The organism is Ferrimonas lipolytica, assembly GCF_012295575.1.
Classification (GTDB): Bacteria; Pseudomonadota; Gammaproteobacteria; order Enterobacterales; family Shewanellaceae; genus Ferrimonas; species Ferrimonas lipolytica.
On sequence record NZ_CP051180.1, the window covers coordinates 196,082 to 209,544 of the forward strand.

At 50.8% G+C, this 13,463-nt stretch carries 15 protein-coding genes; 6 read left to right on the forward strand and 9 right to left on the reverse strand.

Annotation, left to right across the window (positions count from 1 at the left end):
• Positions 1-9 precede the first annotated feature (9 nt).
• Positions 10-552 carry a GNAT family N-acetyltransferase gene (locus HER31_RS00935; RefSeq protein ID WP_238786871.1) on the reverse strand — a complete coding sequence of 181 codons (543 nt, stop codon included), beginning with the start codon at positions 550-552 and terminating at the stop codon, positions 10-12.
• 167 nt (positions 553-719) lie between these two features.
• Between HER31_RS00935 and aroG the strand changes: the two genes are divergently transcribed.
• On the forward strand, positions 720-1,772 hold the full coding sequence (aroG, locus tag HER31_RS00940; RefSeq protein WP_168658849.1) for a 3-deoxy-7-phosphoheptulonate synthase AroG: 1,053 nt from the start codon (positions 720-722) through the stop codon (positions 1,770-1,772).
• Positions 1,773-1,781: 9 nt separating this feature from the next.
• Here aroG and HER31_RS00945 read toward each other — a convergent pair whose 3' ends face one another.
• Together HER31_RS00945 and HER31_RS00950 are read right to left on the reverse strand one after the other, a co-directional pair.
• Entirely contained in the window at positions 1,782-2,672 is an 891-nt protein-coding gene (locus HER31_RS00945; protein WP_168658850.1) for a ketopantoate reductase family protein, read from the reverse strand.
• Complete coding sequence (locus tag HER31_RS00950) at positions 2,648-3,028, reverse strand: VanZ family protein (RefSeq protein ID WP_168658851.1); 381 nt, start codon at positions 3,026-3,028, stop codon at positions 2,648-2,650. Before HER31_RS00950 ends, HER31_RS00945 begins: the two co-directional genes overlap by 25 nt.
• Positions 3,029-3,166: 138 nt before the next feature.
• Between HER31_RS00950 and HER31_RS00955 the strand changes: the two genes are divergently transcribed.
• Positions 3,167-3,652: a YajQ family cyclic di-GMP-binding protein gene (locus HER31_RS00955; protein WP_168658852.1), complete on the forward strand. Its 486-nt coding sequence runs from the start codon at positions 3,167-3,169 to the stop codon at positions 3,650-3,652.
• 117 nt (positions 3,653-3,769) lie between these two features.
• On the opposite strand, the gene HER31_RS00960 is transcribed toward HER31_RS00955, so the two are convergent.
• The 6 genes from HER31_RS00960 to HER31_RS00985 form a co-directional block, all read right to left on the reverse strand.
• Positions 3,770-4,519: a TetR/AcrR family transcriptional regulator gene (locus HER31_RS00960; RefSeq protein WP_168658853.1), complete on the reverse strand. Its 750-nt coding sequence runs from the start codon at positions 4,517-4,519 to the stop codon at positions 3,770-3,772.
• 83 nt (positions 4,520-4,602) lie between these two features.
• A complete protein-coding gene (locus tag HER31_RS00965) occupies positions 4,603-6,393 on the reverse strand; it encodes an aryl-sulfate sulfotransferase (RefSeq protein WP_238786872.1) in 1,791 nt (596 codons plus the stop codon).
• Positions 6,394-6,630: 237 nt separating this feature from the next.
• Positions 6,631-7,992 carry an AmpG family muropeptide MFS transporter gene (locus HER31_RS00970; RefSeq protein WP_168658854.1) on the reverse strand — a complete coding sequence of 454 codons (1,362 nt, stop codon included), beginning with the start codon at positions 7,990-7,992 and terminating at the stop codon, positions 6,631-6,633.
• An 80-nt stretch (positions 7,993-8,072) separates the two neighbouring features.
• The gene (locus HER31_RS00975; RefSeq protein WP_168658855.1) at positions 8,073-8,654 is read right to left on the reverse strand and encodes a peptidylprolyl isomerase; all 582 of its coding nucleotides are present in this window, start codon (positions 8,652-8,654) and stop codon (positions 8,073-8,075) included.
• Positions 8,651-9,223: a YajG family lipoprotein gene (locus tag HER31_RS00980; protein WP_168658856.1), complete on the reverse strand. Its 573-nt coding sequence runs from the start codon at positions 9,221-9,223 to the stop codon at positions 8,651-8,653. Before HER31_RS00980 ends, HER31_RS00975 begins: the two co-directional genes overlap by 4 nt.
• A 62-nt stretch (positions 9,224-9,285) precedes the next feature.
• On the reverse strand, positions 9,286-10,416 hold the full coding sequence (locus tag HER31_RS00985) for a methyltransferase (RefSeq protein WP_168658857.1): 1,131 nt from the start codon (positions 10,414-10,416) through the stop codon (positions 9,286-9,288).
• Positions 10,417-10,453: 37 nt separating this feature from the next.
• On the opposite strand from HER31_RS00985, the gene HER31_RS00990 reads away from it, so the two are divergent.
• The 4 genes from HER31_RS00990 to HER31_RS01005 all read left to right on the forward strand — a co-directional run bounded on the left by HER31_RS00990 (position 10,454) and on the right by HER31_RS01005 (position 13,449).
• The gene (locus HER31_RS00990; RefSeq protein WP_168663055.1) at positions 10,454-11,044 is read left to right on the forward strand and encodes an alpha-ketoglutarate-dependent dioxygenase AlkB; all 591 of its coding nucleotides are present in this window, start codon (positions 10,454-10,456) and stop codon (positions 11,042-11,044) included.
• A 66-nt stretch (positions 11,045-11,110) separates the two neighbouring features.
• Positions 11,111-11,407 carry a BolA family protein gene (locus HER31_RS00995; protein ID WP_168658858.1) on the forward strand — a complete coding sequence of 99 codons (297 nt, stop codon included), beginning with the start codon at positions 11,111-11,113 and terminating at the stop codon, positions 11,405-11,407.
• A gap of 168 nt (positions 11,408-11,575) precedes the next feature.
• Positions 11,576-12,088 carry a TRAP transporter small permease subunit gene (locus HER31_RS01000; RefSeq protein ID WP_168658859.1) on the forward strand — a complete coding sequence of 171 codons (513 nt, stop codon included), beginning with the start codon at positions 11,576-11,578 and terminating at the stop codon, positions 12,086-12,088.
• Complete coding sequence (locus HER31_RS01005) at positions 12,085-13,449, forward strand: TRAP transporter large permease (protein WP_202983579.1); 1,365 nt, start codon at positions 12,085-12,087, stop codon at positions 13,447-13,449. Before HER31_RS01000 ends, HER31_RS01005 begins: the two co-directional genes overlap by 4 nt.
• The last annotated feature ends 14 nt before the right edge of the window (positions 13,450-13,463 follow it).

A 13,463-nucleotide genomic window follows, 5' to 3' on the forward strand; every position in this document is an offset into this window, starting at 1 on the left:
TCTTAATAGTTATTGCGGCTTATGCCACTGGCTCAGATCCATATCGTAGCGGCGAATTTGAAAATCAAACACCCCTTCAGTCAATTGATACTGCTTGGTGAAGTTGAAACCCAATTTCTCAATAATGCGAGTTGAGCCAGTATTCTCTGCCACCGCTTCAGCAAACACCTGCTTTAACCCTAAGATCTTTTGGCCGTAGTGCATCGCTGCCACAGCGGCTTCGTAACCTAAGCCTTGGCCCCAGTAGGCCGGTAGCATCCGATAACCAAGATCGGCTTTGCCCTCTTCAGCGATAAACTTCCAGCCACAAAAGCCAATTAGCTTATTGTCGCCTTTGTGGATCAGCGCGTAGCGGGCATAACCGTACTGCTCGTACTCCGCTAGCCAGATATCATTGAGTACCCGTTCGGCATCTTCCAACGAAGCAATGGTGCCGGCATCGCCGGTATAACGGGTAACATCTTCGTCGCTTGAAAATGCCAGTACATCTTGTAAATCGGCTGAGGTAAAGCGACGCATGCCAAGTCGCTCTGTTTCAATTAGATAGGCCATTATCCACTCCATGATTGATGGGCCAGTGCAGCAAATTCAGCACCCAATTAACATCAACCATACGGCAATCGCGATAATAACGAAATCACGTAGATCTGGGCTATACGCCTGTGGCTGTAGTTGTTACTGTTTAGGGTCGAGTTTACCGGTGGTCTAGGGAGTAGAAGATGCCATATCGTAATGATGATGTTCGAATTAATGAGATTAAGGAACTGTTGCCCCCGGTAGCCATTTTGGAGCGTTTTCCTGCAACCGAAGCCGCCGCAGCAACGGTATTGGCTGGGCGTACTGCCATTCACAATATTCTGGCGGGACAAGATGACCGGCTACTCGTGGTGGTTGGTCCCTGTTCCATTCACGATCCGGTTGCGGCGCTGGAGTATGGTCAACGTTTGCTGGCGCTACGTCATAAATACCGCGATACCTTGGAGATTGTTATGCGGGTCTATTTTGAAAAGCCGCGGACAACTGTTGGTTGGAAAGGACTTATTAACGATCCCGGTATGGACGATAGCTTTCGCATCAACGATGGCCTGCGCACTGCACGTAAGCTGTTGTTAGAGCTTAATGATTCAGGTATGCCAACCGCCGGTGAATACTTAGATATGATCACCCCGCAGTATGTTGCTGATTTAATGTGTTGGGGCGCGATTGGGGCGCGCACGACCGAGAGTCAGGTGCACCGCGAGCTCGCCTCTGGCCTTTCTTGTCCGGTTGGTTTTAAAAATGGCACCGACGGCACCACCGGCATTGCGATAGATGCCATTCGCGCTGCCAGTGCACCGCACCATTTCTTGTCGGTAACCAAGTTTGGCCACAGCGCCATCGTATCGACCAGCGGCAATGAAGATTGCCATATCATTTTACGTGGTGGTAAAGCGCCAAACTACAGTAGTGAAGATGTACAACAGCTCACTTCGCAGCTAATCAAGGCTGGTTTGCCGGCGAACATCATGATTGACCTAAGCCATGCTAACAGCGCCAAACAATACCAACGGCAAATGGTAGTAGGTGCCGATGTGTGTCAGCAGTTAGTTGCTGGTGAGAAGGCGATCTTTGGGGTAATGGTTGAATCTCACTTAGTCGCAGGGCGGCAAGATCTTGTTGTTGGAGAGCCACTTACCTATGGCCAAAGTGTCACTGATGGTTGCATCGGCTGGGAAGACAGCGAAGAGTTAATGGCACAGCTGGCTGAAGCAGTTGCCCAGCGTCGCGGTTAACAACGGACGTTAGCTTACGGACTCCAGCAGTGTTAACTGCTTATAAAGCCGCTGATGATGGTGTAGTTCAAGTTTGAAATACTGCGCCTGTTGCAGTAGGTAACCACTAATGGCCGGCAGCTCTGTCGGCCGCTCAGCATCTAAATCCTGTAAGGTAGAGCAGCGGTTGGCGGCGGTTGCAGTAGCGATGGCTAAGATCCGTTGTTGGCATGCTGCGGCACTTTCGTGCATTCCTAAATATTGGCCCAGCTGCACAATTTCATTGCACAGCGCCGCTATCTCTTGCTGATACTTTGGTGCTAACAAGGCGCCATTGGCGACGCGATCACGTCCACACAACGGGTTGATTACCGCATTAACGCTTAACTTGCGCCACAGTACGGTGGTGATGTCATCACTTTGGCTAAACTCGAGCGCTTGCAAGCAGCTTGGTAGCGCAGGTGTTGATTGTTCAAGTTGACCAGCGACTCGGGTGCCAAGCCCCCGCTGAGCTACGCGATATTGACCGAGTCGCTGAGCGCCATCGCTGACGCTGCCGACCCAAATATTGTGTGCCGGCTGTTGCGCTGCCAGTTGGTGCTGCGGGCCCATGCCATTGTGTAGCAACACTATTGGTGTTGAGTTTGGTAACCAGCTCAACAGCGGAGCGACCGCATCGAGGCACTGTTGGGCCTTGGTAAATACCAATATGGCATCGACGGCAGCAGGCATATCACTGGGTTGTATCGTCACTGTATGTTGCAACGCATTACCATCAAGCAGCTCAAGTGTTAGTGATAGCTGTTGAGTGGAGGTAAGCGGACGTGCAAGTAGCAGCGGGGTGATCCCCTGCTGCTGTAATAGCCCAGCGTAAAGCTGCGCCATCGCGCCACAACCTAAGAGGGCAACCGACGCGGCCATTGCTGTACCAACAGAAGAATGAGGTAGAAGGTAAGGGCTCCGGCTAGATCAGCACCAAGATCGAGCCACTCAGCACTGCGGTAGGGCAGGAAGTATTGCACCACCTCAATTAGAGCTGCGTAAGCGGTTAGCCACACCATCTGCCACCGTCGGCGTAAGCCACTGGCAAGTTGCAACAATGAAGCCAAGCCAAGAAAAGCACCAAAGTGACTGATCTTATCAAGATTAGGGATCGAGATCCGTGTGCCTACCGGTTGGGAGAACACAAAGTACGACACCAGCACGAGCGCAATCAACAATAGGCCACGGCCTAACCAGCGTTGGGTTCGAGTAGGTTGGGAAAAAAATTCTAGCATGCGCTGATGGTACGCAAAGCACCGATCTGTGTCACTGTTTTCCCTACCATTGGTAGTGATATTGTTGTGCCAATCCTGTTCTTCGGCAAAATTGAGTTAGACTAGCAAAAATTGCAAAAATACCGTTTGGGAGCCCCAATGCCATCATTTGATATTATCTCTGAAGTTGACACCGTTAACGTTCGTAACGCTGTTGAGAACGCTAACCGCGAGCTGGCGACACGATTCGACTTTCGCGGGGTGGAAGCCAGCTACGAACAGAAAGAGCTGGTGGTAACCATCAAGGCGGAAGCGGAGTTTCAAATCAGTCAAATGGAAACCATGCTGCGCGGCAACCTAGCTAAGCAACAGGTGGATGCCAAAGCGATGGAGCTAGCTAAAAAATGCGAGTTTAGCGGCAAAACTGCAAGCCGTCAGTGCACCTTTAAGCAGGGCATTGAGAAAGACTACGCTAAGAAGATCGTTAAGCAGATTAAAGACGCCAAGTTAAAGGTGCAGGCTTCTATCCAAGGCGATAAAGTTCGTGTAACTGGCAAGAAGCGCGATGATCTGCAAGGGGTCATGGCGTTGCTTCGTAGTGGTGAGCAAGATCAGCCGTTGCAGTTTGACAACATGCGCGATTAATTTACTGCGGCAACTAATCTAAAAGAGGAGCTACGGCTCCTTTTTTATTTGAAATTTTTGGAGGTGGGGTACGTTATTCTTCAACGGTAGCAGCGTAACGTTCAATCTGAAGCGAGCTTAACCGTCCCCCATGCTTGGCGCTATTTGTTCGTCTCGCAATGGGTCTTGGCAGATCATGGTTTGTTGCTCGGTGGAGATGGCTAGGTCATGGAGCAGGCCGGCAAGAATAAGTTCGGTCCGTGCCGGAGTGTCATGCCAATTAAGTCGTTCTAACAGCAGGTCACACTCAGTCAGCAGTTCAAGGCAGTGGATATGAAACCCTGCTCGGCGCATCAACTCATTCATACCGACAGAAACGGCACCGCGCTGAAAGATGTGCAGCAGTTTGTTGACGTAGATGATCTCCTCGTCACTGCAGTCGAGATCACCGGCGATAACGGCGCCGTGCCAAAGGTGTTGATTGCAGCGTTGAATGTGGGCAAAGTTTTTCTGTAGATGGCTGATGGTGTCGTTACAGGCGTGTTCTAAGACGTAGCGATTAGCAATGACGAAGCTTAAACACAGGTGCGGCACTGTGGCATACCAAGAACGCACGATATCGAACATCACTTTTGAAAGGATCTTTTCACGCCAGCTAAGGTTGGGATTATCAGCAATGGATTCAGCGTATGCGATGATGTCGTTAACGTTGCTTATCGCAATCCAACACAGCAGATCCTCTTTAGTGGGAAACAGTTGGTAGAGGGTGCTTTTGGAGCAGCCAGCAATGGTTGCTAGCTCTGAAAAACGGAAGCTAGTAATACCATTGGTCTCAATTAATGAGTGCGCATGGGTGATGATGCGCTGTTGCAGCTCAGTTAACTCCATCCATATAGGTTATCAAATCAAACAAGGGCTACCATCGATTAATGGCAGCCCTGAGTCTCAGTTCGAACTAAAGTTCGATAAAATTACTTCATCATATCGTCGATACGAATTACCTGAGCACGGTAACCTGTTTTAAACATCTGGTTACCATCGATATCGATGCGAACCGCAGGTTCCTTCTCGCCGTAGCGGTGTTCAACCAAGATAGACTTGGTGACACCAGTATCTTCATCCCACTTCATGTTGCCCATACCACCGCCTTTACCGAACATGCCAGGTGATGCGAAGTAGCTCATCAGGCTGTCTTTATCGGCTTGGTATTTCACGATGGAAGTCACCGGTGCGTAACCTTCAGAGCCCAGTTCTTTACCATATTCCCATACCTGCTCTACGGTCATCTTCTGTGGATCAACCTTGTACTCTACCGAGCGAGAGTACTTCATGCTTGGCATTGCTGGTTGTTCTAAGTGGCGACCATCACCGTTATCAAATACGGTTAGGGTACCTTTTTCTGGCACCATGTAGGCGGTGTGCTGAGTCCAAGTAAAGTCAAAATCGCCTTCACATTGACCAGCGTCGGTACAAGAGATTGCTTTGCCTTTAGAGTCTACTGGTTGCAGCAGTTTCTTCGCTAAAGCATCGTTCCAGCCTTCGCGAGCAGCCAGAATCCACTTAACTTGTTTGTCGCGGCCAATTTTAACCACTGCAGATTGGTGACGTGAACTAATGATGATCGAATCATCCTTTGGATCGTAATCTACCGAGTTTACGTGAGCCCAGTTACGGCCAACGCCAGTGCCAGGAATATCGCCGTAAGGGGCGGTTTTAAGGTCTTCTGCGGTTACCTGGTGGCCAGATTGTTCCACATCAATGTTCAAACATACTGCACCAGCATCCAACGACAGCAAGGCTGCTTCGCGATTCGGATCTAAAATATCAGCCAGATCCCAGTGATCAACCAGTTTGCCGTTAGGGTCTACCTCAATGATTTGGTCGCGAATGGTGTTAACCAGTTTGCCGTTTGGTGCTTTATAGTCTTTGCTGGCAACACGGATAAAGAAGTTGCCGTTAGCGCCTTCAAGTGCCTCGTGAGTAGCATCGATAAACTCACCAGGTAGGTGGTGCTCTGAGATCATCCGACCCATCACGGTCATGTGTTTCCAGGTTTGACCTTGAACCCATGCCATGTTGCCGTCTTTGGTTACGTTCATGCCCATGGCATAACCGGTACCGTAGTAATCGTCAGAGTTGTGGGTGGTGTATGGGTTCAGGTACCAACGGATCTCACCGGCGGTATCGATCATAAAGAAGCCTGGAGTCCCTTCCCATGCCATCGCACCCGGTGCATGCAAGTTGTTGTGCGCCATCTTCGCTTGTTTGCCGTCTTTACCGGTCCAAGAGAGGAAGTAGATGCGGTCTTTAAAGTCAGCGTCGACGTGGTGAACGTCGGTGATTGGTGCTTTTGCCCACATATCTTGACCAAAGCCCATGTCGATATCGGGTGTCAGAATTTTGTAGTCGTAGCTTTTGCGTTTACCGTCTTCGGTGAAGTTAACGGTGACGGTGTTCAAGTAGTCGGGATATAAACCAAAGATAGGTACGCCACCTTCATCAAGCAGACGCATATCTTCAACCGGATAGCTAATTTTAACACCATCATCTTTAGGTTGAATGGTTACCTTAACATCAGAGATCTTATGGCCACGTAAAGTTACCAAAGCAGTCAGTGGCGCGTTCTCGTAAGGGTTGTTGATCACAACGCCCAATGGCGATCCCTTGGTTGGCCGAACTTTCAATCCATCAACACTGCCGGCGTTAGCATTCAAGGTTGCTAATAACAGTGACGTTGCGAGTAAACTTAATTTAGTTTTCATGATCCACCTTCACTTTCAAACAGATGATTTAAGAGTCGGTAGCTATTTTCGCAATTGCTGAATTGGCTGCAGTGACGCTCTTCTCGGTGGCGGAGTACATGGTGTTTTCAGAAATTTAGATCTTGTTAACGAACCCTATTTAAGCAGCTTAAAACGTTGACCAATGGTGACTTTGCAACAGACAAAGTAGCCTCAACGTGGCGCTTGATGCTGAGAATCGTTCGACGGTGCAGTAACTTAGCTGGCGGGATTGAGCTTGGCTGCTGTGCTCTCACGCCGCATTGCCAACGCAATCAATAACAATACCGGCAGGCCCATTAGGCTTACGGCGATAAAGAAGCCAACGTAGCCAAGACTGTCAACCATCACACCAGAGAAGCCGGCGACGAACTTGGGGAACAGCAGCATCATTGACGATAACAGCGCATATTGGGTGGCGCTATAGGCGATGTTAGTAAGGCTAGAAAGGTAGGCGATAAAGGCGCTAGTGGCGATCCCCGCACTAAAGTTATCAGCGGAGATAGCCAAGGTTAGCAACGGAATGTTGTGTCCAACCACCGCCTGCCAAGCAAACAGTAGGTTAGTGCTTGCTACCAATAAACCGCCTAAGAATAGAACCTTCATGGTGCCGTAGCGATAAACCAAGGCACCGCCAACCGCGGCTCCCACTAAGGTCATAAGTACGCCGTAGATCTTGGAGATAGCAGCAATTTCAGCCTTGCTAAAGCCCATATCAACATAGAACACATTGGCCATCACCCCCATGACGATATCGGAGATACGGTAGGTCGCAATGAGCGCCAAGATCAGCAGCGCTTGCTTGCCGTAACGACTAAAGAAATCCTGAAATGGCGCAACAAATACTCCATATATCCACGCCACTGGTGCAGGCAGGTGAGCAAAACGAGCGTTGAGCTGTTGTTGCAGTTGTTCCGCTTGGCTGCGGTCGACATCGGGCTCAGCGCTCAATAGCGTCGCCGCGACGCCAACTAGCATAGTGACCGCCATCGCTAGATAGGCCGCATGCCAGGCTGCCACGTGATAAACGTTGGGGTCGGGGTCGGCCCAAGCGGCAATGGCGAGTGCACCGGCGCCGGAGAAGATCATCGCTAAGCGATACCCCATCTGATAAGCGGCTGCTAATGCGGCCTGCATCTTTTCTGGTGCCGCTTCAATTCGGAAAGCGTCAACGGCGATGTCTTGGGTTGCCGATGCGAATGCCACCACCAATGCGAGCAAGGCTAACTGCTGCAGATTTTGCTGTGGATCAGAGAACGACATAGCCGCCAACGCCGCAATCAGGATGCTTTGCGCCAATATCAGCCACGCCCGGCGTCGGCCTAACCAGCGGGTTAAGCCGGGAATGGGAACCCGATCAACCAGCGGTGCCCAGAGAAATTTAATGCTGTAAGTAAGCGCTATCCAACTAAGAAAGCCAATGGTAGAGCGTTCTATGCCTGCTTCACGTAGCCAAAAAGAGAGGGTGCCAAACACCAGTGCTAGTGGTAGCCCAGATGAAAAGCCAAGGGTAAATAGCGTCAACACCCGTTTATGGGCGTATACCGACCAAGCGGCAAACCGGTGGGAGAGGGAAGTCACGAGATCCTTTGCGACATAAAACAGTTTGTTAAGCTCAGACTACCTTGATGGGTCTGAGCTTAACAAGAGCAACTCTGGCATCACTCTGGACGTAGGGTCACTTTTTTTAGAATAAGTGGCTCGACTGGCACATTGGGAGCACCTAACTCAGCACTGAACTTGGTAGCAACCGCTCCCAATTGCTGCAATATATCTTCGCCTTCGGTGATCTCACCAAATACCGCATAACCCCAACGACGAGACGATGGATCAAGGTTGTAGTTGTCATTGAGGTTGAAGTAGAACTGGTTGGTGGCGCTGTGCGGTTCATTGCTACGGGCCATGGCAATGGTTCCTAAGCTGTTGGTTAAGCCGCTGCCGGACTCATTCACCAGTTGATCACGCTCAGGCACATCATTGAGGTCAGGATCGTAACCTCCGCCTTGCACCACAAAGTCGGCAATCACCCGATGGAAGATGGTGTTGTCGTAGGCGCCGTCAACGGCATAGCGGAGGAAGTTGTCAACGGTGAGGGGGGCACGGCTGCGATCTAGTTCAACCACCAAGGTGCCTTTACTGGTTTCAAATTCAACCGTTGGGAATAGGTTGTCTTGTTGGATGTCGTTAGCCGCATTGGCCAATAATGGCAGCATCAGTGTAAATGCCATTAAAAATCGTTTCATTGGACCACTCCTTGGTTGATGAATTGATGGATCTCTTGGTCATTAATCACCGCCTGTAATAGCTGCTGAACTCGAGCGTTAAGCTCCGACTCCATCTGCGCGGCATCTGCTGCCATAACCCCTTTAAAACTGCCCTTGGCAACGAAGCGTTTGGTCAGCTCCTGTTTGGGTTTGATCAGCTTAACCGTTACCGCCGCAATACTGCTGCCTTTGTGCTCTAAAGTCTCTTGGGCAACGTCGACCTGTAACTTGTCTAACTGCAGCTGCAATTGGGTGGTAGCGTCGCCGCTAACTTGGTAGCCCAACTGGGTGAAACCGGTAGCGATGGCGTTCTGCATCAACATGCGCGGGTTGTTGCCTGCGGTAACCAGTTGTGCCGGTTCTCCCTCCTTACGAACTCGAGCCAAGTAGGTTTCAGTTCGTAAATCTTGGCTGCTGATGGCGATGGCTTGCGGTGCCACTTGGCTGTGTTGCAGGTTACTGGTGTCGATAGGCTGCAATACCAAATTAGTCGGCTGTGTGGCACAACCACCGAGGATCACACTAAGGACTAAAAGCAGTTTTTTCATTGAGTTACTCAAAATAGAAGAACGCGGGCAGGATAGCAGAGCCCGCGTGATGAGGATATTGTTCAGTAATCGATCTCTTGACGACGCTTCTGCGCTTCCAAAATCACAAATTTGGCGTTTGAGGCGATGGTGTCGTAACCACCAAACAGGCGTGTTAGCTTGATGTGGTAGGCCAGGTGGCGGTTACCAACAATGCGCAGCTTGCCGCCAGTCTTGAGTACCCGCTTTGCGTCGCGGAACATCTGCCAGGCGATATGGTCGGTGACCGCTTGCTGCTGGTGGAATGGAGGGTTACACAGCACCAGATCAACGCTGCCACCATCGACACCAGAGAGACAATCGTTCCACAGGTACTCGATACGATCGTTGTATTGGGTGGTATTGAGCTTACAAGCCTCCAAACCGTGCCAAGATTCGTCGGTGGCAATGATGTCGCAATTGGGGTTTTTCTGCGCCATAGCTGCGGTGAGCACGCCGTTGCCACAACCTAGGTCGATCATGGTGCCGCCACATTTAGGCAGATTATCTAGTAGCACTCGAGCGCCAATATCTAACCGTTGGCTGCCGTAGGTGTTGGGTAGATTGTGAACGGTTTGGTTGATCTCATCACAGTGCCAGCTGTTCAACAGCGGTTGACCGCTGTTACGCTCGCAGCTCACGCCGTAAATTAGGCGCGCTTTTTTCACCGCGCGGGATGGGCGGACCTCATCCAATAGCTGACGGGTGAGATCTGGCAGCGTGGTTGGCATATCTTTTTGGCGAGCGGCGATAACCACTGGGATACCGGCGGGTAAGTATTGGTTGAGCCAATCCAGTTGGTTGGTCAGTAGGCGGAGGTTGCGCGGCAACTTAATGATCACGCCCACTGGGGCATCAACGCCTTTTAGTTGTTCTACTTGCTGGTGGAGCTCGTCGAGCGGCTCAAAGCCGTTCAACTCAAGATTTTGTTCTAGTGCTTGGTGAGCAACAAAGGACTCATTGATCCAGCGCAATGGTCTGTCGCTGTCGTCGGCGCGTAAGCCACAGGCGATGGCACCGAAATGGTCGTTAAAGATCCAGATCTCGCCAGCATCAAATTGGTGTTGAGCGATAACCAGCTCGTCGGCGGCATCCCACGCTTGTAATTGTTGCTCGGCAACCGGTGGGAAACGCTCAAGGCTGAGCTCAATGTCGTTGACTACAAAAGGGGTCATGATAGATGGCCGTGGCAAAAGAGTAATTTTCGCAAACATGACGATGCAAGAACAGCGCCTATTTGATGATAGTGGACGATTGTTGGCAAGTTACTGGAAAAATTGGCTGCCAGTAGCCCAACAGCGGCAATTATGGCCACAATTGCAACAGTTACCGTGGCAGCAGCCGCTGTTGCAGATGTTTGGTAAACGTCACCGCATCCCTCGACAGCAATGCTATCTGGGGCAGCCGGGTTGTGCTTATCGCTACAGCGGTATGTTGCTTGAGCCAGAACCCTTTGATGAGACGTTGACGCAACTAACCCATCGGTTAAATGACTTTGGTGGCTGGCGCTTCAATGCGGTGTTAGCAAATCATTATCGAGATGGCAACGATAAGATGGGCTGGCACCGAGATAATGAACCGGAATTAGGCTCCACTCCGGACCTCGCCATTGTCTCTTTGGGGCAGAGTCGCAGCCTACGTTTGCGGTGGCAAATTGGGCCATCGAAAGGGATTACCTTAACCGCTGGTAGTTTATTGTGGTTGCCTGCTGGGGTTTACCATTCGCTCGGTAGCAGTACCGCTCAACAGGCACGGATAAGTTTAACCTTTCGTCAGGTTATTCCGCACTATCATCGGCGTTGAGGTTGCGGTATAACCAGCCCATCAATGACAAAATTTGAGCGCCGATGTGGCGTTAAGGAGCCCCCAATGTCAATGAAGCAAACTATTACCGAAAAAGTAACCGAGGCATTGGCGACCACTCACTTGGACGTGATCAATGAAAGCCATATGCACCGTGGCCCAGCGCAAGACAGTCACTATAAATTAATTGTGGTCAGCGACCGTTTTGAAGGTGAGCGATTACTTGCTCGCCATCGCCGTATTAACGCCATTTTAGCGAATGAACTTAGCGGTGAATTACACGCCTTAGCACTGCATACCTATACCCCAACTGAGTGGGCAGAGCAGCAGGGAGCGCCACGTACCCCAAGTTGTGTTAGCTAATAGGCGTAGTTGAGGTGGTATCGGTATAGGCCGATGCCATCAGCCAATCGATACCCCTCAAGCCCTAGTACTTTTGTCTAACAGACACGCTTCCGCAGTCGGAAACGGTTCCTTTTCTTCTACCATACTGTTAATACTTTGTTACCTCTCTCAAATTAACAGTCCTAAATGTCAGAACCTTATACCGCTTTTAGCCCACTGGATCGGATCAGTCATTGGCTTGGGCAGCTGTGTGGCTACCTTCTTTTGTTGATGGTGCTGCTGGCTGGCTTGGTGGTGGTGTTGCGCTACGGCTTTGCCATTGGCTCCATTGCGTTGCAGGAGGCGGTGCTCTATCTGCACGGGGCGGTATTTACCATTGGCGCAGGGTATACCCTATTGCATCAAGGCCATGTGCGAGTTGATATCTTCTATCGGCATTGGTCGACGCGGCGTAAAGCGTTGGTCGATCTAGCTGGTTATCTACTGCTGTTGCTGCCGATTGCGCTGTTTTTCGGTTTCACTAGCTGGAATTACGTTATGGTGAGTTGGGCACGCTGGGAGGGGTCTGGCGAAGCCGGTGGTTTGCCGTTGGTATATCTACAAAAGTCGCTGCTGCTGGCGTTGGTGGTTGGTTTAATCCTACAAGCCGTGGCGGAGATAAGTCGCTGTATAATGACGTTGCGAGGTGCTAAGTCATGATGGCCATCGCTCTGTTTGTATGTGTCTGCGTCATCCTACTCAGTGGTTTTCCAGTTGCTTTTGCTTTAGCGGGAACCGCGCTGTGGTTTGCCCTTATCGGTGCAGCTACTGGTCATTTCGATGCCGCTTTTCTCGGCGCCTTACCTAATCGTTTATTCGGTATTCTCAATAACCAAACCCTAATGGCGGTGCCGTTGTTTGTGATGATGGGGCTGGTATTGGAACGCTCCAAATTAGCAGAGCAACTGCTCGACTCGATGGGGCAATTGTTTGGCCGAGTTCGTGCCGGTTTGGCTATCTCGGTGTTGTTGGTGGGGATGTTGCTGGCGGCCAGTACCGGTATTGTCGGTGCGACCGTGGTGACCATGGGGTTGCTGTCACTGCCGGCGATGTTAAAGCGCGGCTACGATCCGGCTTTCGCCTCTGGTGCCATCTGTGCCACCGGCACCTTAGGGCAAATCATTCCACCGTCGATCGCTTTGGTGTTGCTCGGTGATGTGCTCTCCAGTGCCTATCAACAAGCACAGCTAAATATGGGCAGCTTCTCTCCTAAGACTGTCTCGGTTGGCGATCTGTTTGCCGGTGCCATTGTGCCGGGGGTTTGTTTAGTGGGGTTATATATTATCTACACCCTGTGGCTTGCTTACCGTCATCCCGATAAATTTGAGCCGATACAAGCGGTGCCCCTGGACCGCAAACTATTGCTCAACGTCTTGTCGGCGTTGGTGCCTCCTATCGGTTTGATCCTGCTGGTATTAGGTTCGATTCTCATGGGGGTAGCGACGCCAACCGAAGCCGCTGCTGTAGGGGCCTTAGGGGCGATCATCTTGGCGTTGTTACGGCGCCAACTGAGCTGGGTACGGATGAAAGATGTGCTGCAGGAGACGGTGAAGGTGACCTGCATGGTGTTTATGATCCTTATCGGTGCAGCACTGTTCTCGTTAGTTTTTCGCGGCCTTGGCGGTGAAGACCTTATCCATCAGGCGCTGTCCGACCTGCCTGGTGGAGTGATTGGCGCAACCGTTATTGTCATGCTGGTTATCTTCCTACTTGGCTTTATTCTCGATTTTATTGAAATCACCTTTGTGGTGGTGCCGATGGTGGCGCCAACCCTGTTGATGCTCGGGCTTGATCCCGTCTGGCTAGGGATCATGATTGGTCTAAATCTGCAGACCTCGTTTTTAACCCCCCCCTTTGGCTTTGCGTTGTTTTATTTGCGCGGAGTTGCTCCACCAGAACTTACTAGCGGCATGTTGTACCGAGGCGTTGCCCCGTTTATCGCCATTCAGCTGTTAATGATGCTGTTGCTCGCATTCTGGCCAGGATTGGCCACCTGGTTGCCACAGCAAATCTACGGTTAATTTATTAAGGAGAA

Coding starts and splice junctions, on each gene's coding strand:
- HER31_RS00960 (WP_168658853.1), bottom strand. CDS start 4,519: ATGGAGTTAACTGAGCTGCAACAGCGCATCATCACCCATGCGCACTCA.
- HER31_RS00945 (WP_168658850.1), bottom strand. CDS start 2,672: ATGGCCGCGTCGGTTGCCCTCTTAGGTTGTGGCGCGATGGCGCAGCTT.
- HER31_RS00985 (WP_168658857.1), bottom strand. CDS start 10,416: ATGACCCCTTTTGTAGTCAACGACATTGAGCTCAGCCTTGAGCGTTTC.
- HER31_RS00995 (WP_168658858.1), top strand. CDS start 11,111: ATGTCAATGAAGCAAACTATTACCGAAAAAGTAACCGAGGCATTGGCG.
- HER31_RS00980 (WP_168658856.1), bottom strand. CDS start 9,223: ATGAAAAAACTGCTTTTAGTCCTTAGTGTGATCCTCGGTGGTTGTGCC.
- HER31_RS00935 (WP_238786871.1), bottom strand. CDS start 552: ATGGCCTATCTAATTGAAACAGAGCGACTTGGCATGCGTCGCTTTACC.
- HER31_RS00955 (WP_168658852.1), top strand. CDS start 3,167: ATGCCATCATTTGATATTATCTCTGAAGTTGACACCGTTAACGTTCGT.
- HER31_RS01005 (WP_202983579.1), top strand. CDS start 12,085: ATGATGGCCATCGCTCTGTTTGTATGTGTCTGCGTCATCCTACTCAGT.
- HER31_RS01000 (WP_168658859.1), top strand. CDS start 11,576: ATGTCAGAACCTTATACCGCTTTTAGCCCACTGGATCGGATCAGTCAT.
- HER31_RS00975 (WP_168658855.1), bottom strand. CDS start 8,654: ATGAAACGATTTTTAATGGCATTTACACTGATGCTGCCATTATTGGCC.
- aroG (WP_168658849.1), top strand. CDS start 720: ATGCCATATCGTAATGATGATGTTCGAATTAATGAGATTAAGGAACTG.
- HER31_RS00950 (WP_168658851.1), bottom strand. CDS start 3,028: ATGCTAGAATTTTTTTCCCAACCTACTCGAACCCAACGCTGGTTAGGC.
- HER31_RS00990 (WP_168663055.1), top strand. CDS start 10,454: ATGACGATGCAAGAACAGCGCCTATTTGATGATAGTGGACGATTGTTG.
- HER31_RS00965 (WP_238786872.1), bottom strand. CDS start 6,393: ATGAAAACTAAATTAAGTTTACTCGCAACGTCACTGTTATTAGCAACC.